Annotated in this window: 25 protein-coding genes; 18 read left to right on the forward strand and 7 right to left on the reverse strand. The window is 35.9% G+C overall.

Annotated elements, in window-relative coordinates; genetic code table 11:
* Nucleotides 1-112 precede the first annotated feature (112 nt).
* The 7 genes from ACWNCI_RS12300 (at nucleotide 113) to ribA (ending at nucleotide 5,582) form a co-directional block, all read left to right on the forward strand.
* Nucleotides 113-1,129, forward strand: coding sequence for a sugar phosphate nucleotidyltransferase (locus ACWNCI_RS12300; RefSeq protein WP_346984028.1), 1,017 nt, complete (start codon nucleotides 113-115; stop codon nucleotides 1,127-1,129).
* A gap of 108 nt (nucleotides 1,130-1,237) precedes the next feature.
* Entirely contained in the window at nucleotides 1,238-2,086 is an 849-nt protein-coding gene (locus ACWNCI_RS12305; protein ID WP_449388527.1) for a DUF4292 domain-containing protein, read from the forward strand.
* Nucleotides 2,083-3,648 (forward strand): peptidoglycan DD-metalloendopeptidase family protein, encoded by a 1,566-nt coding sequence (locus ACWNCI_RS12310; protein ID WP_449388528.1) that lies wholly within the window; start codon nucleotides 2,083-2,085, stop codon nucleotides 3,646-3,648. The genes ACWNCI_RS12305 and ACWNCI_RS12310 overlap by 4 nt, the downstream gene beginning before the upstream one ends.
* Nucleotides 3,649-3,677: 29 nt before the next feature.
* Complete coding sequence (locus tag ACWNCI_RS12315) at nucleotides 3,678-3,884, forward strand: twin-arginine translocase TatA/TatE family subunit (protein ID WP_042721620.1); 207 nt, start codon at nucleotides 3,678-3,680, stop codon at nucleotides 3,882-3,884.
* Between the two features lie 16 nt (nucleotides 3,885-3,900).
* Entirely contained in the window at nucleotides 3,901-4,515 is a 615-nt protein-coding gene (locus ACWNCI_RS12320) for a DUF4254 domain-containing protein (RefSeq protein ID WP_449388529.1), read from the forward strand.
* The gene (locus ACWNCI_RS12325) at nucleotides 4,512-4,967 is read left to right on the forward strand and encodes a hypothetical protein (RefSeq protein WP_449388530.1); all 456 of its coding nucleotides are present in this window, start codon (nucleotides 4,512-4,514) and stop codon (nucleotides 4,965-4,967) included. The genes ACWNCI_RS12320 and ACWNCI_RS12325 overlap by 4 nt, the downstream gene beginning before the upstream one ends.
* A gap of 18 nt (nucleotides 4,968-4,985) precedes the next feature.
* A complete protein-coding gene (ribA, locus tag ACWNCI_RS12330; RefSeq protein ID WP_346984022.1) occupies nucleotides 4,986-5,582 on the forward strand; it encodes a GTP cyclohydrolase II in 597 nt (198 codons plus the stop codon).
* Nucleotides 5,583-5,647: 65 nt separating this feature from the next.
* Here ribA and ACWNCI_RS12335 read toward each other — a convergent pair whose 3' ends face one another.
* On the reverse strand, nucleotides 5,648-6,163 hold the full coding sequence (locus ACWNCI_RS12335) for a hypothetical protein (protein ID WP_449388531.1): 516 nt from the start codon (nucleotides 6,161-6,163) through the stop codon (nucleotides 5,648-5,650).
* A gap of 120 nt (nucleotides 6,164-6,283) precedes the next feature.
* Here ACWNCI_RS12335 and ACWNCI_RS12340 point away from each other — a divergent pair, with 120 nt between their 5' ends.
* From ACWNCI_RS12340 to ACWNCI_RS12385, 10 genes are all read left to right on the forward strand, one after another.
* Nucleotides 6,284-7,978 carry a glycoside hydrolase family 3 protein gene (locus ACWNCI_RS12340; protein ID WP_449388532.1) on the forward strand — a complete coding sequence of 565 codons (1,695 nt, stop codon included), beginning with the start codon at nucleotides 6,284-6,286 and terminating at the stop codon, nucleotides 7,976-7,978.
* A gap of 37 nt (nucleotides 7,979-8,015) precedes the next feature.
* The gene (gene bshA / locus ACWNCI_RS12345; protein WP_346984019.1) at nucleotides 8,016-9,164 is read left to right on the forward strand and encodes an N-acetyl-alpha-D-glucosaminyl L-malate synthase BshA; all 1,149 of its coding nucleotides are present in this window, start codon (nucleotides 8,016-8,018) and stop codon (nucleotides 9,162-9,164) included.
* A 229-nt stretch (nucleotides 9,165-9,393) separates the two neighbouring features.
* The gene (locus tag ACWNCI_RS12350; RefSeq protein ID WP_449388533.1) at nucleotides 9,394-9,876 is read left to right on the forward strand and encodes a hypothetical protein; all 483 of its coding nucleotides are present in this window, start codon (nucleotides 9,394-9,396) and stop codon (nucleotides 9,874-9,876) included.
* A 380-nt stretch (nucleotides 9,877-10,256) separates the two neighbouring features.
* On the forward strand, nucleotides 10,257-11,858 hold the full coding sequence (locus tag ACWNCI_RS12355; RefSeq protein ID WP_449388534.1) for a hypothetical protein: 1,602 nt from the start codon (nucleotides 10,257-10,259) through the stop codon (nucleotides 11,856-11,858).
* Between the two features lie 25 nt (nucleotides 11,859-11,883).
* Nucleotides 11,884-12,456 (forward strand): DUF6705 family protein, encoded by a 573-nt coding sequence (locus ACWNCI_RS12360; RefSeq protein ID WP_449388535.1) that lies wholly within the window; start codon nucleotides 11,884-11,886, stop codon nucleotides 12,454-12,456.
* A gap of 37 nt (nucleotides 12,457-12,493) precedes the next feature.
* Nucleotides 12,494-13,057 (forward strand): DUF6705 family protein, encoded by a 564-nt coding sequence (locus ACWNCI_RS12365; protein WP_449388536.1) that lies wholly within the window; start codon nucleotides 12,494-12,496, stop codon nucleotides 13,055-13,057.
* A gap of 49 nt (nucleotides 13,058-13,106) precedes the next feature.
* Nucleotides 13,107-13,580, forward strand: a complete 474-nt coding sequence (locus ACWNCI_RS12370; RefSeq protein WP_449388537.1) for a DUF6705 family protein — start codon at nucleotides 13,107-13,109, stop codon at nucleotides 13,578-13,580.
* Between the two features lie 198 nt (nucleotides 13,581-13,778).
* Nucleotides 13,779-15,056 (forward strand): DUF2851 family protein, encoded by a 1,278-nt coding sequence (locus ACWNCI_RS12375; protein ID WP_449388538.1) that lies wholly within the window; start codon nucleotides 13,779-13,781, stop codon nucleotides 15,054-15,056.
* Nucleotides 15,046-15,267 (forward strand): PspC family transcriptional regulator, encoded by a 222-nt coding sequence (locus tag ACWNCI_RS12380; RefSeq protein WP_042721627.1) that lies wholly within the window; start codon nucleotides 15,046-15,048, stop codon nucleotides 15,265-15,267. Before ACWNCI_RS12375 ends, ACWNCI_RS12380 begins: the two co-directional genes overlap by 11 nt.
* 3 nt (nucleotides 15,268-15,270) lie before the next feature.
* Nucleotides 15,271-15,783 carry a GNAT family N-acetyltransferase gene (locus ACWNCI_RS12385; protein ID WP_449388539.1) on the forward strand — a complete coding sequence of 171 codons (513 nt, stop codon included), beginning with the start codon at nucleotides 15,271-15,273 and terminating at the stop codon, nucleotides 15,781-15,783.
* Nucleotides 15,784-15,799: 16 nt separating this feature from the next.
* Here the strand turns inward: ACWNCI_RS12385 and ACWNCI_RS12390 are convergent, their stop codons facing one another.
* Together ACWNCI_RS12390 and ACWNCI_RS12395 are read right to left on the reverse strand one after the other, a co-directional pair.
* Complete coding sequence (locus ACWNCI_RS12390) at nucleotides 15,800-16,576, reverse strand: carboxypeptidase regulatory-like domain-containing protein (RefSeq protein ID WP_449388540.1); 777 nt, start codon at nucleotides 16,574-16,576, stop codon at nucleotides 15,800-15,802.
* Nucleotides 16,577-16,600: 24 nt separating this feature from the next.
* Entirely contained in the window at nucleotides 16,601-17,338 is a 738-nt protein-coding gene (locus tag ACWNCI_RS12395; RefSeq protein ID WP_449388541.1) for a hypothetical protein, read from the reverse strand.
* Nucleotides 17,339-17,519: 181 nt separating this feature from the next.
* Here ACWNCI_RS12395 and ACWNCI_RS12400 point away from each other — a divergent pair, with 181 nt between their 5' ends.
* Nucleotides 17,520-20,660: a UvrD-helicase domain-containing protein gene (locus ACWNCI_RS12400; RefSeq protein WP_449388542.1), complete on the forward strand. Its 3,141-nt coding sequence runs from the start codon at nucleotides 17,520-17,522 to the stop codon at nucleotides 20,658-20,660.
* Between the two features lie 62 nt (nucleotides 20,661-20,722).
* Here ACWNCI_RS12400 and ACWNCI_RS12405 read toward each other — a convergent pair whose 3' ends face one another.
* The 4 genes from ACWNCI_RS12405 to ACWNCI_RS12420 form a co-directional block, all read right to left on the reverse strand.
* Entirely contained in the window at nucleotides 20,723-21,232 is a 510-nt protein-coding gene (locus ACWNCI_RS12405; RefSeq protein WP_346984010.1) for a ferritin, read from the reverse strand.
* Nucleotides 21,233-21,354: 122 nt separating this feature from the next.
* A complete protein-coding gene (locus ACWNCI_RS12410; protein WP_449388543.1) occupies nucleotides 21,355-21,807 on the reverse strand; it encodes a hypothetical protein in 453 nt (150 codons plus the stop codon).
* Between the two features lie 173 nt (nucleotides 21,808-21,980).
* Nucleotides 21,981-22,961: a hypothetical protein gene (locus ACWNCI_RS12415; protein WP_449388544.1), complete on the reverse strand. Its 981-nt coding sequence runs from the start codon at nucleotides 22,959-22,961 to the stop codon at nucleotides 21,981-21,983.
* Between the two features lie 139 nt (nucleotides 22,962-23,100).
* Nucleotides 23,101-25,752, reverse strand: a complete 2,652-nt coding sequence (locus ACWNCI_RS12420) for a 4-alpha-glucanotransferase (protein ID WP_449388545.1) — start codon at nucleotides 25,750-25,752, stop codon at nucleotides 23,101-23,103.
* Nucleotides 25,753-25,857 lie beyond the last annotated feature (105 nt).

The raw sequence follows: 25,857 nt of genomic DNA on the forward strand, positions 1-25,857 counted from the left end.
CTTTTATTTGTTGCTTATGGATTCCGTGAAATAAGAAGGACGCGATCTCAGCATTGGTTTTATTACTATCTTTATACAAAATTATAACTCAACGAAACATATTAAATAATTTATGAAAATTATCGTTCCTATGGCTGGACGTGGTTCCAGATTACGTCCACATACTCTTACCGTTCCGAAACCTCTGATTCCTATCGCCGGAAAGCCAATCGTACAGAGGCTGGTAGAAGATATTGCCAAAGTCGCAGGAGAAGAAATTGAAGAAGTCGCTTTCATTATCGGAGATTTTGGGCAGGAAATTGAAAAATCCCTGATTCAGATTGCTGAAAAGCTGGGAGCGAAGGGCAGCATCTATTATCAGAATGACCCGCTTGGTACCGCACACGCCATCAAATGCGCCGAACAGTCTATGACCGGAAATGTGGTGATTGCTTTTGCTGATACTTTATTCCGTGCAGATTTTATTTTAGATAAAAATTCCGACGGGGTAATCTGGGTAAAAAGCGTGGAAGATCCTTCTGCCTTTGGAGTTGTAAAACTGGATAATTACGGATTTATCACAGATTTTGTTGAAAAGCCCCAGACCTTCGTTTCAGATCTTGCTATCATCGGAATTTATTATTTCAACAGCGCAGAAAAGCTGATGAACGAGATCAACTATCTGATGGATAACGACATTAAAAACGGCGGAGAATATCAGTTGACAACCGCTTTAGAAAATCTGAGAGCGAAAGGTGCAAAATTCACACTCGGAAAAGTAAACGACTGGATGGATTGCGGAAATAAAAATGCTACCGTAGAAACTAACAGCAAAATTCTGGCTTACGAGCAGGAAGAAATGTCTCACTTTCCGGCTTCGGCCCAGATTGAAAATTCATTGATCATTCCACCGTGTTTTATAGGAGAAAATGTAAAAATATCCAATTCAAAAGTGGGTCCTGGTGTTTCTTTGGGAAATAATACGGTGATTGTCAATTCAAACATCGAAAACTCTCTGATTCAGGAAAATACAAAAATCAATCACGGAAATCTTTCCAATTCAATGATCGGAAATTCTGCACAGTATTTCGGTGTGGCAAGGGAAATTTCTTTGGGAGATTATTCGGTTCTTGATTTCTTATCGAAATAATTAAGAGGAATATTCAACGTAAATAATTATCTTCAGACCACACAAAATGTTTTGTGTGGTTTGGCGTTAATATTGCAAGGTAATTTTTAAAATTGAAAAGGTAAATACATGAAAAACTGGATCATAGTACTATTATTGCTCTTTGTTGTAACTTCTTGTAAAACGAGAAATTCAGCTAAAAAAGTTAATAAAAATATTAATATTGACAGCGCATTTGTATTGGGCGAAGACCAAAATCCCAAAGACAACAATGAGCCAATAAGAAATAAACTTCCATTTTTTGAGCATGTAATTCCCACGCCTCAGTTTGAGCAGATCAAAATAAACAGTAAAGTTAATGTAGAAACAGGAAGTTTTATTCCGACTCTTGACGCTACTATTTATATTGAAAAAGATAAAAAAGTATGGATGAACCTTACGGCATTCATCATTACCGTAGCCCGCGGAATCGCTACTCCTGAAGGCATTAAAGGACAGGACAAAACCAGCAAAACATACATCGACTCAGATTTTGATTATCTCAACAACCTTCTGAATGTTAATTTCTTTGATTACAAATCATTAGAAAAAATCCTGTTAGGACGCACTTTTGTTAAAATAAACGATTCCCAGTTTACATTAACTCAAAATGCTCAGGGCTTTAGAATGGCATCCAATGTCACTCAGAAAATTGTTACAGATGAAAAAACAAGAGAATACAATATTATTTTGAATTATGATACCAATTATGATTTATTAAACGTAAATCTTAAAGATGTTTTGTCTCCTGATGAGCTTGATGTATCATACAGCAATTGGGAAGAAATCAACGGAATTCGCTTACCCAGAAATGTTAAAATAATTATAAAAGGCTCAAAAAACAGTCAGATTTTACTGGAAAATACGAAATTTGACTTTTCGAGGATGGACACACCCTATTCTGTGCCGTCTAGTTATAAGAAAATTGAGATTAAATGATTAAGAAATTTAGCTTTTTAATAGGTATTTTATTCTTTGGTCTCCATCAGGGCCAAAGCAGCAAAAAGGAACAATTGCAGAAGCAAAATGCTGAACTTAAAAAACAAATTGCACAGATAAATACAGATTTAGCAAAAACAAGAAATGAATCTAAACTTTCTATAGCCTATCTTGATAATGTTAACAAGAAACTGGTATTGAGAGAAAAGGTTTACAATAATACTCAGAAGGAAAAGAGATTTATTGAAGACGAAATCTATCTTCGTCAGTTGGAAATCAACCGTCAGAACAGAGAACTGAAAATCCTCCGGGAAAATTATGCTAAAGTTCTGGTCAACGCCTACAAAAACAAAGGTGTTCAGAATAAAGTTACTTTTATTCTGTCCGCCAAAAATATGGGTGAAGCTATACGAAGAGTTCAATATTTAAAGCAATACTCCGATTATCAGGACAAAAAAGCAGCAGAAATTACTACTGCCGCCACAAAAATAAAACAGTCTATCGCACAGAAACAGAATTCTGTGAAAGAGAAGGCGAATCTGCTTGTCAATCAACAAAAAGATTTAACGACAATTAATGCTGAAAGGGCTCAAAAAGAACAACTCGTAGCAGATTTTAAGAAAAACGAATCTAAACTTACCAGCGAGCTGAGACAAAAACAAACACAGTCTAAGGTGCTGGAAGGACAAATCAGATCGATTATTGCGGAAGAAATCAGGATTGCAAAAGCGGAGGAAGAAGCCAGAAAAAAGGCAGAAGCTGAGAAAATACGCCTTGCCAAGATTGCTGCAGAACGAGAAAAAGCAAGAATTGAAGCTGAAAACAAAGCAAGGGCTGAAGCTTTGGAAAAAGAAAGACTTATCGCTGAAGCCGAATCCAGAAAAGCATCTGAGCTAGCCACTAAACGCGCCGAGGAAGAAAGAAAGCGCAATGAAGAGGCAGCAAGAGCAGAATCTACTACCCGGGATGAGGCAAGAAAAGTAGCCGCTAAAAAAGCATCTGATGAAGCAAGCGCAAAGGCCAAAGAAGCATCTGAAAAACTAGCAGCAGCAAGAGCAGCCGAAGCTGCACTGGCCAAAAAGAAAGAAGACGACAAAAAAGCTGCAGAAACAAAGGCAATGACCAGCTATGGTGTTACAACAGTTGCCGGAAGTAATTTTGCAGACAATAAAGGCAGATTAGGCTACCCTGCAGATAAGATCGGGCAGATTACTCACCGCTTTGGAAGACATCCACACCCAGTATTCAAAAATATTGATGAAGAAAACAATGGTATTAAAATTTCTGTACCATCCGGAACAAGGGCAAGATCTGTATTTCCGGGAACCGTTTCATCCGTATTGGCAAACAGTGACGGAACCAAGACTGTTATCCTTAAACATGGTAATTATTTCACCATATATTCCAATTTAGGAAGCGTGAATGTTTCAAAAGGACAGCAGGTATCAGCAGGAACCCCGGTAGGAGTGATCGGCCAGGATTTCGACGGAACCTATACCCTTGATTTTCAGGTATGGAACGGAAGCACACCTGTTGATCCTTTAGGTTGGGTTTCTTATTAAAAAAGATTAACTTTGTAAAAAATTTAGCAATGAATACATTAACAATATTGTCATTATCTTGGCAACACATCCTGATCGTGGCTATCATTCTTCTGTTACTTTTCGGAGGTAAAAAAATCCCTGAATTAATGAGAGGAGTTGGTTCCGGTATTAAAGAATTTAAAGATGCTGTAAAGGAAGAGGACAAGCCTGGTTCTGAAAACAAGACCACCAATAATAATTCTTCTAGCAACTAAAAATTTCTAAAACCCGATGAATTTTACTGAGACCGCATGGAAAGTCTTTAATAAGTCTATTGAAGATTATCACGTGTCTGATGACGTTAACACTCTAATTAATAACCCGTTCGAAAAAGACACTTTGGAACGAATTTTGTATGCAAAGAACTGGATTGATACCGTTCAATGGCATTTGGAAGATATAATTAGAGATGAAAATATTGATCCGGCTGAAGCTCTTAAGATTAAAAGAGTGATCGATGCCTCCAATCAGAAAAGAACTGATCTGGTAGAATTTATAGACAGCTGGTTTCTTAAAAAATTTGAAAGTGTAACTCCTAAACCTAACGCAAAAATCAATACGGAAACTATCGCATGGGCGGTAGACAGGCTATCAATTCTTGCACTCAAGGTTTATCATATGTCGTTAGAAGCAAACAGAGATTCAGCTTCAGAAGAACACAGAGCCAATTGTAAGGCAAAACTGGATGTCCTTCTTGTTCAACATGAAGATCTTTCGACTTCTATTAATCAGTTGCTTACTGATATTGAGAACGGTGATGTTAAGATGAAAGTGTACAAACAGATGAAAATGTACAACGATGAAAGTCTTAACCCAGTCCTATATCAAAAGGGGCAACAAAAATGAAACGATTACTTTTTTTTGGAGTATTACTGATTATAACATCCTGCGCAACGGAAAAGCCAAATTTTTCTCCGTTGTCGACCAGCTTTTATAGCGAAACCAAAGGATCAGATTCTGAAAATGGAGCAGAAAACAGTATTGATATCAATATAAAAAGTAATGTAAATGCTTCAGAAATTTCCAATCTGATCGCTACTTTCCCAAAATTCAAAGACACAGCTTTAAACAGTGAAATTACTACGTTAAAGTACAGCCTGCAAAACTATCTTTATGCAATAGATGCCGCTAATGTGAATGGGAAAAATAAAGCTATTAAAGACTTTGAAAAATCATATAAAAAAGTTCAGAAACTGAGGGTAAATCTCAATAAAGATGATAACGAGGTTCTTAATCGGTATCTTGTAAGATTAAAAACCAATGTTTCTGCAATTGAAGACTATATCAAGGGAAATTAAACTAATTAAGGGGTATCAATGATTAAAATTCAGGCGGAGTCCAACGTTCCTACGGAATATGGCACTTTCCGAATGATTGCTTTATCCGAAAACGAGAATGACTGGATGCCTCATATGGCAATTATCGCAGAAAAAACAGATTTTTCAAAGCCTGTGAACGTGCGTTTCCATTCAGAATGTATTACCGGAGAAGTTTTCCATTCAAAAAAATGTGAATGTGGTCAGCAACTCGACGCTGCCATGAAATACATCCATGAAAATGGAGGAGTTATCATCTACCTTCGACAGGAAGGAAGAAATATCGGAATCATCAATAAATTAAAAGCATATTCTTTACAGGAAAAAGGATTTGATACAGTGGAAGCCAATCTGAAACTGGGACTTCCCGCTGATGACAGAAATTTTGGGGTAGCCATTGAGATCCTGAATTTACTGGAAATAAAAGATATCAATCTACTTACCAATAATCCTGAAAAGGTAAAATATGTAGAGGAAAGTAATATTCATCTGAATTCAAGAATTCCTCTGCAAATACCGGCCAACGAAATCAGCAGAGGTTATCTGCAGACAAAGAAAGATTATTTTGGCCATCTCCTTGATGACAACGATAAATAAAGCAAAAGCTCCGAAATAAATTCCGGAGCTTTTTTGTAATTATAAAAAACTGAAAAGATATATTTTTATTTAAATGAATAAGTCTTTATTCTTGATTCATCAATATTATAATATTTGATCACTGCATTGTAATCGGTTTTATCAACAGTGTTTACATTTTTACCTGCACTTGCCGGAACCAAAACGATTCTGAAAGTTTGGTTTGATAAATATTGTGTTGCCTCTGAAGGTGACATCTGTGTCTGCTGATTAAAGTTTGCAGCTGTTGTGATGTTTACTTCCTGCGTATTGAAATCAAAGTTGTAATCAAGCTCTCTTCCCGTAGGATATCCTGAAACATCATCTAAATAATAAGTCTTAGGAATACTCTGCCATGTATTGCCTACCCTTCTGTACACCAATACAACATCTGTACTCTCAATTCTAATATCTAATGATAATGTCCAGTTTCCTGCACTGGTAAATGTCCCTGTGGCATCCGTAGATTTTGAATAAGTATCGTAATCTGTATCATCATCCTTGCAGCTGAATATAAATAAGCCTACAAAGGCTAATAGTAAAATTGGAAGAAATTTTTTCATTTTATAAAAGTTTAGTTATTGTTTGTTATTTATAAAGCGTATTCAAATCATATACCAAAAAATTCAAAAACATTGTTTTCATCATTATTTTAATTGTATTTTTGTTATTATTCAATAATTATGAAGAAACTGGTTTATACATCACTCTTTGTTTTCTTATTTTTAAGCTCAAAACTTACAGCCCAATACACCCCGCAAAACCTTTCTAAAGATGATCTTAGAAAAGCAAATCATTGGGTCGACAAAACCTATAAACATCTTTCACAGGACGAAAAACTTGGCCAGTTGTTTATTGTTGCATTATATACAAACAAAGGAGAAAATGAGATCAGTAACGTCAGAAACATTGTCGTTAAAGAAAAAATCGGCGGGCTTATCCTGATGCAGGATGATGCAGCAAGAGAAATAAATCTTGTCAACGAATTCCAACAGAAATCAAAAGTTCCTTTGATGATCGGGATGGATGCCGAATGGGGAGTATATCAGAGAATTGCAACGGCTCACAAATTTCCCTGGGCAATGACATTGGGAGCTATTCAGGATAAAAACCTGATTCACCAGATGTCTGCCAAAATTGCGGAAGATTGCCACAGAATGGGGATCAATTGGGATTTTGCGCCTGTTGTGGATGTCAATACCAATCCCGATAATCCAATTATTGGCAACAGAAGTTTCGGATCCGAGGTGAATAATGTCATCAGTTCTGCTTTGGCCTATGCAAACGGGCTTCAGGACAATAATATTTTAGCGGCCATTAAACATTTTCCGGGACACGGCGATACCAGCACAGATTCGCATCTTGACCTTCCTGTCGTTTCTCACCATTTGGAAAGACTGAATACTATTGAACTCGCTCCTTTTAAAGCATTAATGAATAAAGGCATTGGTGGTGTAATGGTAGCGCATTTATACGTTCCAGCCTTGGAATCAGGAAAAGGAATTCCGGCTTCGGTTTCCAAAAATGTTATTACAGGTCTGTTGAAAGATCAATTAGGCTATAAGGGTTTAATCATTACTGACGCATTAAATATGGGCGCAGTCGCCAACAAATACAAACCCGGCGAACTGGATGCCATGGCTTTTAAAGCAGGAAACGACATCATGCTTTTTTCACAAGGTGTTTCTGAAGGTAAAAAATTAATTCAAAAGGCTATTGATAATGGCGAAATTCCTCAGTCAAGGGTAGAAGAAAGTGTAAAAAAGATTCTTCTGACAAAATACTTTTTAGGATTAGATAAATACAGTCCCAGAAATCCTGACAATATCAATTCAGATTTAAATAATGATTCGCATAAAACATTAGTTCAAAATTTATATGCTAATGCTTTAACATTAATAAAAGATGATAAAAACCTTCTTCCTTTACAAGGCAAACAGACTTATTATGTTCCTTTAGAAGAAGCCCCGTACCAGACTTTTGCCAATGAAATGAGTTCTGGGATAATCATTAAAAAAGGAAATGAAATCAATACAATTCCTGCGAATTCTACTGTGATTGTCGGGTTCCATAAAGATAATACAACAGCTTATAAGCCTTATAAAATTTCAGAAGCTTCAAAAAAGGTTTTAGCCGAGCTTACAAAGAATCAAAATATTATCCTTACCGTTTTCGGAAGTGCGTATGCTTTGAAAGACATTGATATTTCAAAAGTTTCCACGGTGTTGGTTTCTTACGAAAACAATGACGACTCTATGACGGCCACAGCCGATGCATTAAAAGGCCAGACAAAAATATGGGGCAGGCTTCCGGTTCTGGTAAATGATGAATTAAAAGCCGGGATGGGAATTGATCTTGAACCAAAGGCTAAAAAATAAGTGAATTTATATTTACAAATCAAACAACAATACATCAATGAAAATAGGCATACTTTGCTATCCGACATACGGAGGAAGCGGAATCGTAGCAACAGAACTGGGAATGTCCCTTGCCAATAAAGGCTACGAGGTACATTTTATCAGCAATGCGCTTCCGGCGAGATTAGATATTACAAATCCGAATATTTTCTTTCACAGGGTAAATGTTCAGACGTATCCTCTTTTCCAGTATCAGCCTTATGATATTGCGCTGAGTTCAATGATCTATCGTGTAGTGAACCTTTACAAGCTGGATCTCCTTCATGCGCATTATGCGATCCCTTATGCTTATGCCGCTTTTACGGCAAAGCAGATGCTGAAGGAAGATGATAATGACATCCCGTTGGTCACTACCCTTCACGGAACAGATATTACGTTGGTTGGCCAACATCCAAGTTATAAACATGCAGTAGAATTTTCCATCAATCAATCCGATGCCATTACTTCCGTTTCCGAAAGTCTGAAAAGAGATACCTTACAGTTCTTTAAAATCAAAAAAGAAATTCAGGTCATTACCAATTTTATTGATAATTCTGAATTTGATGAGCCCAGTGATTGCCAAAGGACACAATTTGCGAACCCTGATGAAAAAATTCTGATTCACGTTTCAAACCTTCGTCCGGTAAAACGGGTAGATGAAGTACTACAGATCTTCAAAAATGTTCAGAAAAAAGTAAAATCGAAATTAATTATTATCGGCGAAGGGCCCGATATGGAAAAAGTCAATCAGTTTCTGGAAGAAAATCCTGATCTGATTTCAAAGATCCGTCTCCTCGGAAAAGTAAATGACCTGTACCGAATTCTTCAGCTTTCGGATGTATTTTTACTACCGTCGGAACAGGAAAGTTTTGGATTGGCAGCATTAGAAGCAATGGCCGCCAATACACCGGTGATCAGCTCCAATGCAGGAGGAATTCCGGAAGTAAACATCCAGGGAGAAACCGGATTTCTCGCAGAAATCGGAAATGTGGAAGCCATGAGCAATTACACCATTAAACTGCTGAGCAATGAAGAACTTTTAACCAAAATGAAAAAGAATGCGAAGGAACAAGCCATAAAATTCGATTTGAAAAACATTCTTCCTATCTACGAAGCGATGTACAGAACGACCATCGAAAATTTTAAAAATGAGCTGACGAAAGCATAGGCATTTTTACAGTATAAAATACAGGCTGCATTTCTTGATAATGTGGCCTTTTTTAATTGCTTTACTCTTAATTGACTGATTTTTTAAATATAAATCTGAAATTCCATTACAATTATAAACGTATTTAATATTTTAAAGCAATAAATTTCTTATTACTCTGATTTTTAAATATTTAAAGCAAATTAAAAAGTTTTTTTACTATTTTAGTTTCATTAATTAAAAATTATAAATGATGAGTACAAACAATCAAATCAGTGTAGAAATCCCACAGACTGTACTTAATGACGTAGCGCAAAAGCTACAGGACTGCAAAACATTATTGGCTCCTTATCTACAGGGGCTAACGGTAGACCAGAGAAAAAAACTTTTTAAAATGGGCGACAAAACCGTTGCTACCGTACAGAAAGTAAAAGACTACCTTAAAACCAATCCTGAATTTGCGCCGGCCTATATGGACAAAGCAGAATTTCTGAAAGATGAAGCCGTGGTTACCGGTCTCAGCCCATTAGGAAATCTGGCAACTCAACTGGCTTCTGACATAGCCGACACCGTAACGATCGCGGGAAGTGAGGCTTTAGTCTCTGCCTTGTTTTATTACGGAACGACCAAAGAAGCTGCCGATAAAGGAATTGCTTCTGCGAAACCAATTTATGACGATCTTAGCCAAAGATTTGTAAGAAAGGGAAGCAAAGCTGTTTCTAAAAAAGAATAAATTGTCATTTCTTATCTGAAAAACGACTCTTTTACACTCGCCATTGAGTATAAAAGAGTCGTTTTTCAATATAAAAGACTCAACGTTGTCACAAAAAGACTCACCGACGAGGTAAAAAGACTCAAAAACCAGCCTTTGAGATTCGTTTTTGAGATAAAAAGACTGGATCGCCAGTCTTTTTGCCTGAACGGCGAATGCTTCAGTCTAATTTTGTTGAGATCGTAACAAATTGTTTTTCTTACTGAAGTTTTAGGATTATGCGAATAAACCCCGAATAAAATTCCTTGAAAAATTTCAGGATTTTATTTTAGATTTGCAGCAACACATCGAAGTGATAAAAAAATTTATATATTTAACCCCTTTAAAAAACTAAATTAACTATGAAGAGAAAAGTTATTCTCAGTCTATCTTTCCTGATAGTCTTTCTCGCTATTCTATGGTCTTGTCACAATGAAGATTTTACCAAAGGCGAAACCAACCCTCAACGAAACAATACCAATTTCTTTAAACATTCTCAAAAAGGCGGTATGAATGCCAGAGCAGGGGTAGATTATGTGGCTATTCTGGAAGCCTACAACAGAGAAACTGATTTCTTATCTAAAATGCCCGATCAAAGAGGAATGCCTATTTGGGACAAAATGCAGGTGGTAGATACGGAACAAGCAACAGGACTGATGATTCCACTTTCGTATGATAATGAGACGATGAGTTCTGTACTTTTTGTCACTTTGGATGACAAAAATTCGGTAACAGGAGTGAAAGATTATGATAATACAATGCTGAAAGATATCGTTTATAATGAAGGTATTGACATCAAATTACGAGAACAGATGTTTTTTACCTTTATGTATATGGATAACAAAACTTTTGGAACAATTCTTTTTACCAATGCCCCCGAAGGTATATTGGATGAAATGAAGTTTGATAAGGAGAATGGAAGGATTTTGATAAAAGATTTTGAAGAACCTAAACCTGTTCATAGTGAATCTTCAAAGATTCTGTTCTTTGAGAGTTGCGGTCTCAGTTGGTCCTGCAAAAATCATGAAACCTGGTCGAAATGCGATCATTGCCCTGCTTGCTATTCAACGTCCTGCAATACCATTATGGTCTACATCCCGGACGAAAGTTTCCCGGGGTCTCCCGGATTGCCCGGCGGCGGAGGGGGCGGGGGCGGCGGAACTCCCGGTTCAGGAACACCACCGAAGGATCCTTGTACTTTAAGTACGGACGTATTTTACAGATTAGCTCCCGGATGTAATGGCGGCGGCGTAAATCCGGATTTGCCATCTCTTGATGATCCGTGTCAAAAAACAAATGATATGTTAGCCAGACCAAATGTTCAACAAGGTATTGCTAATGTAAAATCACAAGCATTACAAACTCTTAGTAATATAAATGCAGGAGAAACAGGCTTTAAAGAAAAAAAGGACGGAACAGTAGTTCCAGCAGATGTAAACTCAGCGCACCAAGTTGTTTTTAATAATGTAACAGATGGTTACGGAGGCTATCATAATCATACTGCAACAGGAACCCACATGTTTTCCCCCCCTGATATTGTTGATACTTTATTCGGATTTGCATCTTCTCAAAGTATAAATGATGGAGTTGGAAATGCATATTTTGGTATGATTGCAGCGGAATGGTGTAATACTTGCCCCAACAATGTACAATATATACATTATATAATATCCTATTCAGGAACTGGTACAGAATTAGGGGGCTATGTTTATACTCCTGCACAAATGAATCAATTTTTAATAGATTATCGAAAAAAAGTTAATAAATTATTAAAAGATCCACTAAATTCAAACAATAATGGTGCAAGTCTTAATAATGTAGGTTTAGAAAAATTATTCTTTGATACTTTAAAAAATATCGGATTAAATGGAAAAGTAAATTTACAACGTGTGGAAAGTAATGGAATTGTAAAAAATATTACTGAAAATAGTAATGGTACTATTAATGCGACTCCATGCCCATAGATATTAATTAAATAATAAATAAGATATGAAAACAATATATTTAAGAACAGTAATTTTTATTTTAATCACAAATTTTATTTCTTGTAAAGCTCAGCAAGTTTATCCATTAAATGAAGACTATGAAGAGATTCCTCAAAATTCATATTTAAAAGACCTGAATAATGAACTCACACCTTACGTTGGAGTTTATAAAGCAAATTTTAATGGCAACGAAACCACACTCTACATAACCAAACAAGAACAAAAATTAGAAAAAACTGGGCAAAAGAATTACTATATGGATGCTTTAGTAATAAAGTATATTATAAAAAGTTCAACAGGGGTAATTTTACAAGACACTAAAAACAATAATTATCCAAATATTGAATTATACAGTATTGGAACAACCCCTGCTCAAAATACAGTGAATTTTATTTATACTGGTACAAATTGTCATGTTGGATGGGGCGACATTTATTTAAAAAAAATAAATGCAACTCAAATCTCTTGGGAATATCGTCCTGATGATATATCATCTACCTCACAAAGTTGTCCAAACAATCTTGACACAACAATTTATTTACCAGAAACAAAGGATTTAATTTTTACGAAGCAGTGATAAAAGCCTCCAAAGAGGCTTTTTAGCTTATGATATTATGAAAAATATAATTTTAATATCAATTATGTTGCTGACCATCTCTTGTAAGGCACAGCAGATACTTCCTTTAAGTACTTTTTTGGATGATATTCCTCCTAATGCATATGTTAAGGACTTAAATCATGAATTAGATCCTTATGTTGGAATTTATAAAGCTAATAATCAAGGACAAGAGATTACTTTATATATTAATAAAATTGAGAATAAACTGGAAGAGAGTTTTAAGAAAAATTATTATTTGGATGCTTTGGTTATGAAATATATAGTTAAAAACTCTTCAGGAACTGTTCTGCAAGATACCCAAAATAATAATTTACAAACTAATCGTATTTCCAGTTTTAGAATAAGATCTTACGACAGCACTGTTCTCTTAGCTTATGAAGGGACAAACTGTAGGGTTGGATGGGGTACTATTTTATTAAAAAAGATAAATGCTACCCAGATTTCCTGGTTGTATGAGCCTAATGACAGAGTCATTCTTCCCGGACAATGCCCCGGAAATCCTGATTTGAAGATCTACCTTCCCATAACGGAGAATCCTTTAATCTTTACGAAACAATAAAATCAAAAGAGGCTGCCAAATACAGCCTCTTAATTCGTGACACAAAATCATGAAAAATACAATTTTTAAAACATTTCTTTCAATCGTTTTGATGAGCAATTTTTTGTGTTGTAAAGCACAACAATATCCATTGAATACCGATTATGATGATATTGCAAATAATTCTTATTTAAAAGATCTAAATAATGAATTAGATCCTTATATAGGAGTTTACAAGGCAAACTATAATGGTAAAGAAATTATATTATATATAACAAAAGTCAATAATAAATTAGAAAAACGTCCAAATAAAGTTTTTTACCGAGACGTTTTAATAATAAAATATATAGTAAAAAATTCTTCTGGCACAACTTTACAAGATACCCAAAATAATAATTTACAAACTAATCGTATTTCCAGTTTTAGAATAAGATCTTACGACAGTACTGTTCTCTTAAGTTATGAAGGGACAAACTGTAGGGTTGGATGTGGTACTATTTTATTAAAAAAGATAAAATGCTACTCAAATTTCCTGGCTGTATGAACCTAATGACAGAGTCATTCTTCCCGGACAATGCCCCGGAAATCCTGATTTGAAGATCTACCTTCCTATAACGGAGAATCCTTTAATCTTTACTAAAAATCAAAAGAGGCTGCCAAATACAGCCTCTTAATTCGTGAAACAAAATCATGAAAAGTAACAGCAATTCCCTAAATTAGCCCAACACAAAAAAAAACACTCATGACAGAAAAATTACTCCAATACCTTTGGAACTATAAGGTTTTCACGCATTTTGACTTCAGGGATATTGAAGGAAATCTCGTTGAAATTTTAGATTTTGGAAAATGGAATACCGATTCCGGCCCGGATTTTTTAACGGCAAAAATAAAAGTTAACAACATCATTTTAGCCGGTCATATAGAGCTGCATGTAAAAGCTTCCGACTGGATTTTTCATAACCATTCTCACGATCCCAATTATCAGAACATTATTCTGCACGTCGTTTACCACAACGATATGGAAATAGATGAACTAAAGAATAAAAATATTCCGACTCTTGAGCTTAAAAGCTACATCAACCAGAATATTCTCTGGAAATACGAAAAACTGTCGAGCGGAAACCAGTTCATTGCCTGCGAGAATATCTTTAATACTGATAAAATTCCGTTACATTTTCATGAAGAAAATATTCTTAAAAAACTTAATGAAAAATCTGCCGAACTGGAGAAAAGTCTCGAAAAATTTAAAAATAATTTTGAAGCGGTATTATTCCACAGTTTAGCCTATTCTTTTGGGCTGAAAGTAAATGCTGATATTTTCAGACAAATTGCAGAAAGCATTGACTTTAGTATTATTCTCAAAATCCGCCAGAACAAAACACAGCTGGAAGCATTATTATTTGGAGCTTCAGGATGGCTGGAAGATCCAAAGGATGAATTTATGAAAATCTGGAAAAGAGAGTTTGATTTCCTGAAAGCAAAATTCAACATCCCTGATTTGAAACTCTTTCCTAAATTTCTAAGACTGCGACCTCCCAATTTTCCGACCATTCGCCTGGCCCAACTTGCAGATCTGTACCATCAGCAACAAAATTTATTTTCCAGGATTATCCATGTTAAATCAACTGAAGAATTATTCGATTTATTTAAAAATATAAAAGCTTCCGATTATTGGAACAACCATTTCAACTTCGGGAAAATTTCAAGTGTAGATCAGCCGAAAGCTGTAAGCAGAGATTTTATTGAGCTTGTAATATTGAATACCGTTTTGCCATTGAAATATACTTATCACAAATACCACAGCGAAGAAATTACTGAAGATCTTATTGCTTTGTATAATAATTTGCCTGCAGAAAAAAATTCGATAGTCGAAAGCTGGAAAACCCTGAAAGCACCGGTGAATACATCTCTTGAAAGCCAGAGTTTCATTTATCATTTCAATCATTTTTGCTTACAAAAAAATTGCTTACATTGCGGTATTGGATTTAAACTTTTAAAAGAATCTAAAAATGCTAGATAACATCCGTCACAAAATGGAAAGAGAATGGTTCGGTGTTCTTACCAGAACCGGCGCAAAATTGGGTATTCCGGTATCCAAGCTCAGAGTTTTCTTTATTTACTCTACTTTTGCTACGGCAGGTTTTTTCTTTTTAATTTATCTCGGAATGGCATTCACACTGTGGGTGAAAGATATTTTCATCACCAGAAGACCTAATGTTTTTGATCTTTAAACTATGGAATTTTTACAGATTACATCTTCTGAAGACTACAGAGTTCAGGAAATTTACGATGCTTACTGCTCTACCTTTCCTAAAGATGAAAGAAGAGATTGGGATAAACTTTCCACATTATTTTCACATCCAAAAGTGAAAATACTTTCCGTGCTGCATGAATCTGAGAATATCGGTTACCTCATTCTGTGGGAGCTCAGCAGCTATACTTTTGTAGAGCATTTTGAAGTTTTTGAAAAATTCCGAAGCCAAAAGCTGGGATCACATATTACCAAGTATCTTTTTGAAAATTACCCGAGAATTATCTTAGAAATAGAACCTGAACATACCGGAGAAGATGCCGCAAGGCGCTACTCTTTTTATCAGAGAAACGGTTTTCGCCTGATCGATGAAATGTATGTACAGCCAAGTTACGGAAAAGGTAAAAAACCAATGGATCTGTGGCTGCTTTCTAATTATACTCCGGAAAATTTAAAAGAAATTAAGGACGAGATTTATGATATCGTATATCATTAAATTGCTGTTGAAGAAATCATTTTCCATTTGAGCTTTCTTTTAATCTTTTAACGAAAACAACAAAAGATTCTTCCATTCTTGACAAAGCACCCGTTAAGTTTTTAGCCCTTACAAAAGTTCTTGTCTGAGGTTTATTCAGGAACGAAAACTCGATGAATTCTGAAATTCTTTCCTTCGGAATTCCTTCTTTCACAAAGTAATCATCCTCTACTCTGTCCCGGATCCACGAAATATCTTCCTGGAGATCGTCGTATCTGTACTGACGTTTCATTCTTCTTGCATCCCCGCTGACAAGATCATACAATCCCTGAACATTCAGGTTTCCTAAAAGGATGGGAAACAGAACTTGTTTTACGGTAGCCGGCTCCTCACGCATTTTTCCTTTCGGTTCCGGAAGTCCTACTGCATCCTCGACAATTTTACCCTTATCTATTTTTGCTACCGCACGGGAATCTTTGGCAATATCACCTGTAATTTTGGCAACTTCTACCTCCTCGATAGGCTGCGCTACCCTTATTAGTTTAATATTCAAATTATTATTTACAAGATATTTTGCCTTTATAGAAGATCTTTCGAAACCCTGACGTACAAAACGCAGCTCATCTTCCGGTGCAGCTTCTATGGAAAAAGTTCCGTCAGAAGAAGTGTAAGCTTTCTTTTCCGAGGATACATTCATAACCGTAACGGCCGGGAGTAAAACTCCGTCTTCATCGGTAACAATTCCCTTCACAGTTTCTTGTGAAAATATATTTAAAAACGGAAATAAAAGAAAAATTAAAAGTTTTACTCTCATCACTTTTAAATTACACTTACAAATTTAAGGAGTTTTATAGGCAGCAATTCTATTCAGGACAGCATTTTTGAATCTGTTCATATCTGCTTCGGTAACATATCCGTATTTCAGAATATTTTTTCTTTCAAAGCCAGTCCTCAGAATATAAAGAATAAAGTGTTGTATCTGAGATTTATCGATTTTAAGTTCTTGAAAAAATTCATTTCCAAGAGCATTCTGAAGATAATTCAGCAGGTCAACATCATCCCATTTGTTTTTAATTTTTCCGAGCGAGAATATGCCTTTCGTGACCGGCTGCACAAACTCACCAGGCCTTGGCGCCAGAACAGAAGGATCAGATTTTCTGGACATGTAAATAGCCAAATCACTCTTCAGCTTCTGCACTTTTCTCGGTGGATTCAGGTTCTTGGAATCTATTTTAATATCTCCTGTAATTTCTTTTTTTATTTCAACCTCAGCGATCAGTTCGGCAGATCTGATGAGACTTACATTGATGGATTCACTGATATTTTCTTTGGTAATTTTCCTGTATGCCCGCTCGTAACCGTTTTTTATGAAACGAAGCTCGTCTCCGCTTCTTCCCGAAATCATAAAATGGCCGTCGCGGTTGGTAAGAACCCGTTCGTCAGTTCTGATATTGATGATCGTAACGCCAGAAATTTCGGCACTATCCTCAGAAGTTACTTTTCCGAAAATGTAATCCTGAGCCTGAGCATTAATAAAAAAAATAGTAAATAAGAGAAAGAATAGTTTAATTTTCACGGACAGTTTTTTGTTAGAGCAAAACTAAAATTATTTTTAAATAGTACGGCAAGTTTAACCACACTTAACTCGTTTTAGGATTTCTTTTAGATTTTTCTTTCTAAAACTGTTAAATCCTGATCCATAATTGTTAAAATTTCATTTAAAAATTAATTAACTTGCAAATTGAATTCCTCTCAAAATGCAAAATTCTTACACAGTTATCAATGCTTCAGCCGGCTCAGGGAAAACATATGCCCTGGTGCAGCGGCTTTTGATGATCTGTCTCCGCTATCCCAATCAACAACAGTCGATCAGGAATATTCTGGCATTGACTTTTACCAACAAAGCCGCCAATGAAATGAAGGAAAGAATCCTGACGTGGCTGGGAAATTTTTCTTCGGAAGACTTTGCTGAAAACGGAGACCTTAAGAATATTCAGAAAGCATTTGAGCAGGAAGGTTTAAAAATTACTATCGATGAGCTCCATATACGCGCCAAAAAGCTGCTGGATTATGTTCTTCATAATTATTCTACCCTGAATATCGGAACGATTGACCGTTTCAATTCACGGTTGGTAAGAAGTTTCTCATATGAATTAGGATTAGCTAAAAACTTCAATCTCGAAATTGAAGCCGAACCTTTCCTGATAGAAGCTGTTGACAAAATGCTTGATCAGATCGGGGAAAACGAAGTGATTTCCGAGTCTTTCATGGATTATGTAGATTACAGCCTTGAAAACAATGAGAGAATCAATTTAAATAAAAACCTGTACGATTCTGCGAAGGAATTTGTGAAAGATATTCACTACGAACATCTGAAAAACAATAAAGATTTCGACAGCACGAATTATGAAAACATTAAAAATACACTCCGCAAAGAGATCGTATTACATAAAAAACAGGCTGTTGAACTCGCCGAAAAATCAATTGAATTATTCAGATCAAGAAATATTGAGATTGAAGATTTTGCGCAGGGAAAAAACGGAATCGGCGGATTTTTCACGAAGGTTTTAGACTTTTACCAGCAAAAACGCTCGGGTTTTCCTTTTCCGACCACAGCGGAAGAATCGGTAGTTAACAATTACCGAAAAGGATCTTCTGCAAAATCAAAACATAAGGAAAACGACATTCTGGAAATTCTTGATCAGTTGCTGGACAATAGAATGCAGCTGATTCTTCTTTACATCGAAACGCAGAAAAAAGAGAAAATTCTTTCTGCGCTTTTGCCCCTGAAAGTCAATAAAGACATTCAGGATGAGCTGAAAAAGATAGAGGAAGAAAATGATCTTGTTCTCCTGTCAAAATTCAATATTCTTATCAATGAAAATTTAAAAAACGAGCCTTCTGCTTTCATTTATGAGAAGGTAGGATCTCAGTTTCAGCATTATTTCTTTGATGAATTTCAGGATACTTCCGAACTGCAGTGGCAGAATTTCCTTCCGCTGAGAGATCATTCGATTTCAACTGAAAACACTTCATTCACTTTGGTAGGTGATCCAAAACAAAGTATTTATCGTTTCCGCGGTGGGGAAAGTAAGCTGATGCTTGACATTATCAACAAAAAAGAAGTTACTCCGAAGGAAGCCGAACTTTTGGTTTTAAAAGACAACTGGCGCAGTGCTAGAAATATCGTCCATTTTAATAATGACCTGTACAGATTTCACTCTGAAATTCTGGAAGAAGAGCACAAAAATATTTTCGGAACCGACGCCGAGCAAAACCCAAAATCTTCGATGGAAGGACGGGTGAAAGTCAATCTAATTGAAAACCTTACCAACGATGATTTTTACAATGACACTTCCGAAAGAATGCGGAAAGATATTCAGGAAAGTCTGGATAATGGTTTTAAATTTTCTGATATTACCATTCTTTGCCGGGGGAATTTCGATATTTTCAGCTATTCCCAGAAACTGGGAAATCTAAAAGTAATTTACAAAGGTGAAGAAACCAATATTAAAACGATCTCTGACAAAGGACTTACCCTGGAACTTTCAAACACACTAAAGGCTGTCATTGAATTCCTGAAATGGGAAGTTAATCCCAAAAGCAAAACCAATCTGATTATGATGATGTATTATCTGAATCAGCTGGGAAGAATCCGCATGGCAGATTTCACATTGGAGATGAAAGAAATCCTTGATATCAATTCTCATGAGGAAATTTTGCTATTCATACAAAGTAAATATTCTTTAAGCCTTAAACAAGATCATTTTCCGAGGTTCAACTTATATAATTTTGTAGAATACTATATCAATGAATTTTCGGTTGAAAATAAAGAAACAGACTTTTTGCTGAATTTTCTTGAAATGCTTTTCAACTTTACCCAAAATGCAGGTGCAAGTACAAAAGAATTTTTAAAGTATTGGGATGAAGAGGCTTCTTCATACACCATTCAGGCTTCCGAAAATATTGATGCGGTACAGATCATGACGATTCATAAAGCAAAAGGTCTTGAGTTCCCTATTGTTTTTATTCCGATGATGAATAAAAACCGTGATGCCGAATTTAGCAACTGGTTTGAAACTTCGAATGACACTCCTCTGAAATCCGTTAACATCAATCAATTCAATAAAAATCTGGAGGTTTACGATGAGGAGATTGAAAAATTTAATAAACAAAATTCCTACAAAAATTTTGTTGACCGGCTATGCCTGCAATATGTTGCCACTACCCGGCCTGTTGAGCAGTTGTTTTTCTATATTCAAAAGGCCAATAAAACCTCCAACAATCTTGAGCTTTTAGAATTTCTCCAATCGAAAAACACTGAGAATCTTGATGAGTTTGATCTGTATGAGGTAAATCCTGAACTATTAAAGAAATATTCAAAAGAGAAAACCTCATCTTTTAAAACCAAAGATATCCGTGTCCTGAAAAATATCAGCGAGAATACTACTTCAATAAAGATTGCCACCCCATCTAAAAATTATCAGGTAAGAAATGAAAAGGTGAGAATCGGTGTTTTTGTACATGAACTTTTGTCACAGATCAATACGGCAAAAGATATTTCTAAGGTTGTAGAGTGCTATATTCTTGAAGGGCAGATCACCATTGAAGAAAGCCAGACAATACAACTTGAGCTCGAAAAAATACTGGAAACCCACGCTGAATTTTTTGATGAGGGATGGAAAGTGATTAATGAAAAAGATATCATGATCACTGAAAATGGAGAAAGCAGAGTGTACAGGCCGGACCGTATTTTAAAAAGCGATGAAGGCTACATGATTGTCGATTTTAAAACAGGAGAAGAGTCTGTTAAAAATGAACGCCAGATCGAGAATTACCGGAACATTCTGGAATCTCTTGGCAAAAAAGTTCTGAAGACACAGCTTATTTACCTGTAAATAATAAAGCTTCGGCGGCACCAAAGGTGCCGCCGAAGCTTTATTATTGTATGATGGCCAGATTAAGCCGTTGTATTCGGATTGAAAACTCTCTGTGCAAGCTCCTGATCAAAAAGATACAGAGCTGACGGGTTGTCACTTACCATTTTAATTTTTGTAACCAGTTGGGAAGCATTTGCTTCTTCCTCTACCTGCTCGTTGATGAACCATTGAAGAAAAGAAGTAGTCGCAAAATCTCCTTCATCATTAGCATTTTTCACGATATTGAAAATACTTTTTGTCACTTTCCTTTCGTGTTCCAATGCTCTTTCAAAAATATCGATAGCCCCCAGAAATTCGTGGGGTGGCTTTGGTATTTCACCAATGATAATCTCTCCCCCTACGTCATTAAGATAATCAAACATTTTGTCGGCGTGCATTAATTCTTCTTTGCTCTGCACTCTGAAATAGTTGGCAATACCGTCCAGGTCTTTTCCGGAAAACCATGCAGACATTGACAGGTAATATTGAGCAGCGTATTGTTCGTGAGCTATTTGTTCGTTAAGTAATTTCGCAATTTTCTCGCTAATCATAAGAAATAAATTTACAGTCAAAATTAGGGAATAAAACCCCGAAATCAAAAGTTTTAATAAAAATTAGTAAAAAGGACGGATTTTTTCCGTCCTCTAACACATTAAAAAATCAAAATTATAAACTACTTTGTTGCATCCGGAGCCACCGTATTCATTGGCCTGTGCATTTTAGCTCCTCTTTCTTTCATTGCTACTTTTCTCTTCTCCATTTCAGCTTTTCTGTCAGCCTGCCATTTATCATATTGCTGAGGCGTTAAGATCTGTTTCATTTCAGCATCCATCTGCGCTCTTTTAGCTTTCATCTGCTCCATTCTAGCCTGTCTTTCACCTTTGTTTTTTTCAAACTCGGCCTTCATATCCTCTTTTCTTTTATCCTGTAGCGCCTTGATTTTATCAACCTGAGCCTGGTTTAAATTTAAATCCTTCTGCATTTTTGCCAGATGCTCCTGCTCTCTTTGCTGAAACTTCTGCTGCATTTCTGCTCTCTTCGCCTGTTTGTCCTGTGGAGTAGTTTGTTGAGCCATTGCTAAACCTCCGAATCCGATAAATGCTATCGCTAATACTAATTTTTTCATATTCTAAAATCTTTAATTATTTCTTTTATATCTTTTTGATTATTAGTTAAAACAAAAGTTAAACGATAAAATTCATAAATTTTGTTAAAATTAAATACCAATGCAATAATTAAAAAAAAAGAGCAGATTATAAAAACCCGCTCTTCACACCACTTAAATATAATATATGAAAATTAATTCTTTGCAAATCCGTTTCTGAAACCACCATTACTTTTTCTTTCACCCCCATTATTCTCCTGTCTCGGTGCCGGACTTTCATTTCTTCTGAAACCTCCGTTGTTTTCTCTTTTCGGAGCTTCTTCTCTTTTTACCTCTCCGCCTCTGAATCCGCCGCGGTTTCCATTATTTTCAGCTCTTTCATTTCGGAATCCTCCATTATTTCTAACTCCTGCGTTATCATTCCCTCTGAAACCTCCATTATTTTTGGGCGCATTGTTATCACTTCTGAAACCGGAATTGTCATTATTTCTTTTATCTGCCTGGCCACGGAAGCCTCCGTTGTTTCCATCTCTTACCGGACCTCTGAAACCGTTGTTCGGTCTGTCGGACCTAACGATATTGAAGGTCGGGTTATCCATTCTTCTGAATTTCACTCTATCGACCCTGTAGATATTGATGTTTACATTTCTGTATCTCGGCATAGGTCTACAGATAGCAGCATAATGTGTTCTTCTGTAGTTTTGGAAATAAACTACCGGACTATATCCTCTGTAATAATTGTTCTGGAAGACAACAAATACTCTCGGTCCCATGATTCTCTGTAAAGCGTAGAATCTGTCGTAGTACCATCTGTCCGGATTGTATCTGTAGAATCTATTCCATGATGAAAAACTCACATACAGATTGTTTAATCTGATAATCTGATCAACCTGCCATGGGCTCAATCTGTTTTGGGTAAAGAAAACATTCCAGTTGATATTCACGATACTGTTTCGGTAATCGTTGTAATTGCTCTGGTAATAATTCTGTGGGTAATAGTCCTGTGGATAGTTGTAATAATAATCATCAGGGAAATAGTTCTGATCATCTTCGTCGCTGTAATATCCTCCATCATTCTGATAATATCCGTCATCCTCCCAACCGTTGTTTGGATACTGCTGAGCAAAGGAAAAAAACCCAAGGCTCAAAGCAAAACCGATCAATATTTTTTTCATTTTTATAGTTGTTAATTGGTTAATATATAGTCGAATTTCTTATTCTACCTTTTTGATATAAATGAAAAAAAGAAGTTAAATCTCACGATAAAACTTCTTTTTAATTTAATATTAATCAATTGATAATCAAATGTTAAATTTACAATCTTCCGCTATCTTTCACCCAATTGGATATTTTTTCATTAAAGTCTTTTCTGTGTTTGAGATCTTCAAGCTTAAGATGCATACGATACCTCCAGTAATGCGGAAAAACAGCAGGATTATTGATTCTTTCATTATCCATTTCTGCATTCGCAAGCTCTTTATCAGTAGCCAAAAACTCCTGTATCGGGAAAATAGCCAGCATAGCATCATTATACAAATGCTGCTTCATAATGATCTCAGCCAGATGTGGATCAAGATCTGCAGGCGCCTGGCCAAACTGGATCAGCTGAAGATTAAAATATTCCTGAGTAAGAGCAGGATTTTCTTTCCACCACTGTCTCAGCGTTGAGCTGTCATGAGAAGAAGCTGTCACAACATTCAGATAACCGGCATTTTTAGGATTATAAAAAGGAATATTCTCCGACGGCATTCTCTGAACTTTTAAAGCAACGATCGCCAACTCATCCATCACAGCAGGAACGCAAGCAGGAACAAGTCCCAGATCTTCACCACAAATCAACATTTTTGTTGCATTGAGTATGACAGGAAGTTTCTCCATAGCCTTTTCGTACCACAAGCCATCCTGTCTTTTAAAGAAATAATCCTGATATAAATCGTAGATCGCTTTCTTTTCCCAATCTGAAAGATATTGATAAGAATCTGTATGAAACACATTAAACCTTGGATGATAAACTACCTGTCCGTTTCTTTCTTCAATTAAAAATAAAACATTGGCACAAAGTGAAATCAGCTGTTTTTCTATAGGACCCCTCGGATTGTTTTTGAAGAAATCAGATAACTTTCTCTGTGTATTAAATTCTTCTTTAAATAAATAAGTCCCGTCGTGATTGTTGTTGATGAATTCAAGAGCCTTGTCGGTATCTTCTCCAAAATACTTCCATAAAATCTGATCATTGATAAACGGCTTGCAATATCTGTCAAAATTAAACGGAATATGCCAAGCATTGAATTCCTCCAGCGTCACAGGTACAGCAGGATAAAAATAGCCAAGAATTCCCTGTGTCGCAGAAATCGGCATTCTCCAGATCCTGAAAAAGCCGAGAATATGATCGATTCTCATTGCATCAAAATACTGCTCCAATGCTTTAAACCTGTTTTTCCACCACTTATAATCGTCGGCTTTCATGGCCTCCCAGTTGTAGGTCGGGAATTCCCAGTTTTGACCAAGTTCTGTAAACTGATCAGGTGGCGCTCCCGCCTGGAAATCCATTCCGAATAACTCAGGTTCCGTCCATGCCTCTACGGAATATCTGTAAATTCCGATTGGCAGATCTCCTTTTATCGAGACACCTAAACCATGCATATAATCAACCGCCTCTTTCAGCTGTTTATGAAGCTGGTACTGCACCCATGCATGAAGCATAGAAGCATCATAATCTTTACTTTTTGGAGTAAAGAACGGAGCTATTTTTCCCGGAATGTATTTCTTGTGCGTTTTCCATTCATTAAAATTCGGAGTTTTATATTTATCTCTTAAAACACAGAATGCGGAGTAAGGAATCAGCCAGGATTCATTGTCTTTAATAAACTTTTTGAAGTTCCTGTCTTTGTAGATTTTATCTTTATCTTCATTAAAAACCGCTTTCAGATATTTCCATTTACCGGAGATCATTTTTTCATAATCGATCAGCTCAAGAGAATTCAATTCAGACTTTTCAATTTCGTATTCTGAAGTAAGATTTTCAGGTAAAGGAAAATCAAGATTTTCAAGAGAAATATATTGCGGATGCAGTGCATACACCGAAACAGCTGCGTAAGGATAAGAATCCGTCCATGTATAATTTGCCGTTGTATCATTAATCGGCAGAATCTGAATGATCCCAAGATCGGTTTCATTCGTCCAGTCTGCAAGTTTTTTCAGATCAGAAAATTCACCCACTCCAAAGCCGTCATCAGTTCTCAAGGAAAATATAGGAACGGCAACACCAGCATCATGATAAAGCTGATACAGCTTAAATTTAAAATAATGATCCGAAACGATCTGCAGAGTATCTTTTGAATTATTAGGTAAGGCAAAACGATTCTCTCCGGTTTCCACATCAACAATCTTTCCGGTTTCCTTATCATAAAGACAATATTTATACTGAATAAATTCGTTTTCAGGAATTTCTACAGATGCTTCCCAGACTCCGAAATCTGTCTGTGATAAGTGAATTGCTTTTTCGTAATCCCAATTCCCGAGAGAAGACGTACTCCCGAATAATGCGATTTCCCAATTCGAATTGTAGACTGGTGCTTCAATTCTGAATAAATGAGAATGTTTTTTTAAAACTGATATTTTTTCAGGCTTAAATGCGTTCAGTTTATTATAAAGAATTTTATTATTCAGATAATTTTCAGGAAAATTTTTATTATTCCAATGGTCATAAATGATAAATTCTTTATAATTATGAGGAAAATTCAGACGATGCGGAACAAATTCTTCACGCAGGATATCTCCTTTATCACCTATAAGCTGATATTGGTAAGAAATAGTTTTTGAAAAGTAATCAACCTCACATTTCCAAAGATCATTTTCTGTATAAAACATAGGATGAATCTGTGATACAGCATCTTCTTCGCTAATAACCAACTGAAGTCTTTCTCCAACTTTTGTACTGTACCCTACATTAAAATATAGCTTCATTTACATTTTTTTATAAAAATACATTATAATATCGAAAAATAAAACTTATTGAATATCAAATATTCATTAAAAAAGCCTTCTCAAAATTATTTGAAAAGGCTTCTG

This window comes from Chryseobacterium lineare (assembly GCF_977014045.1).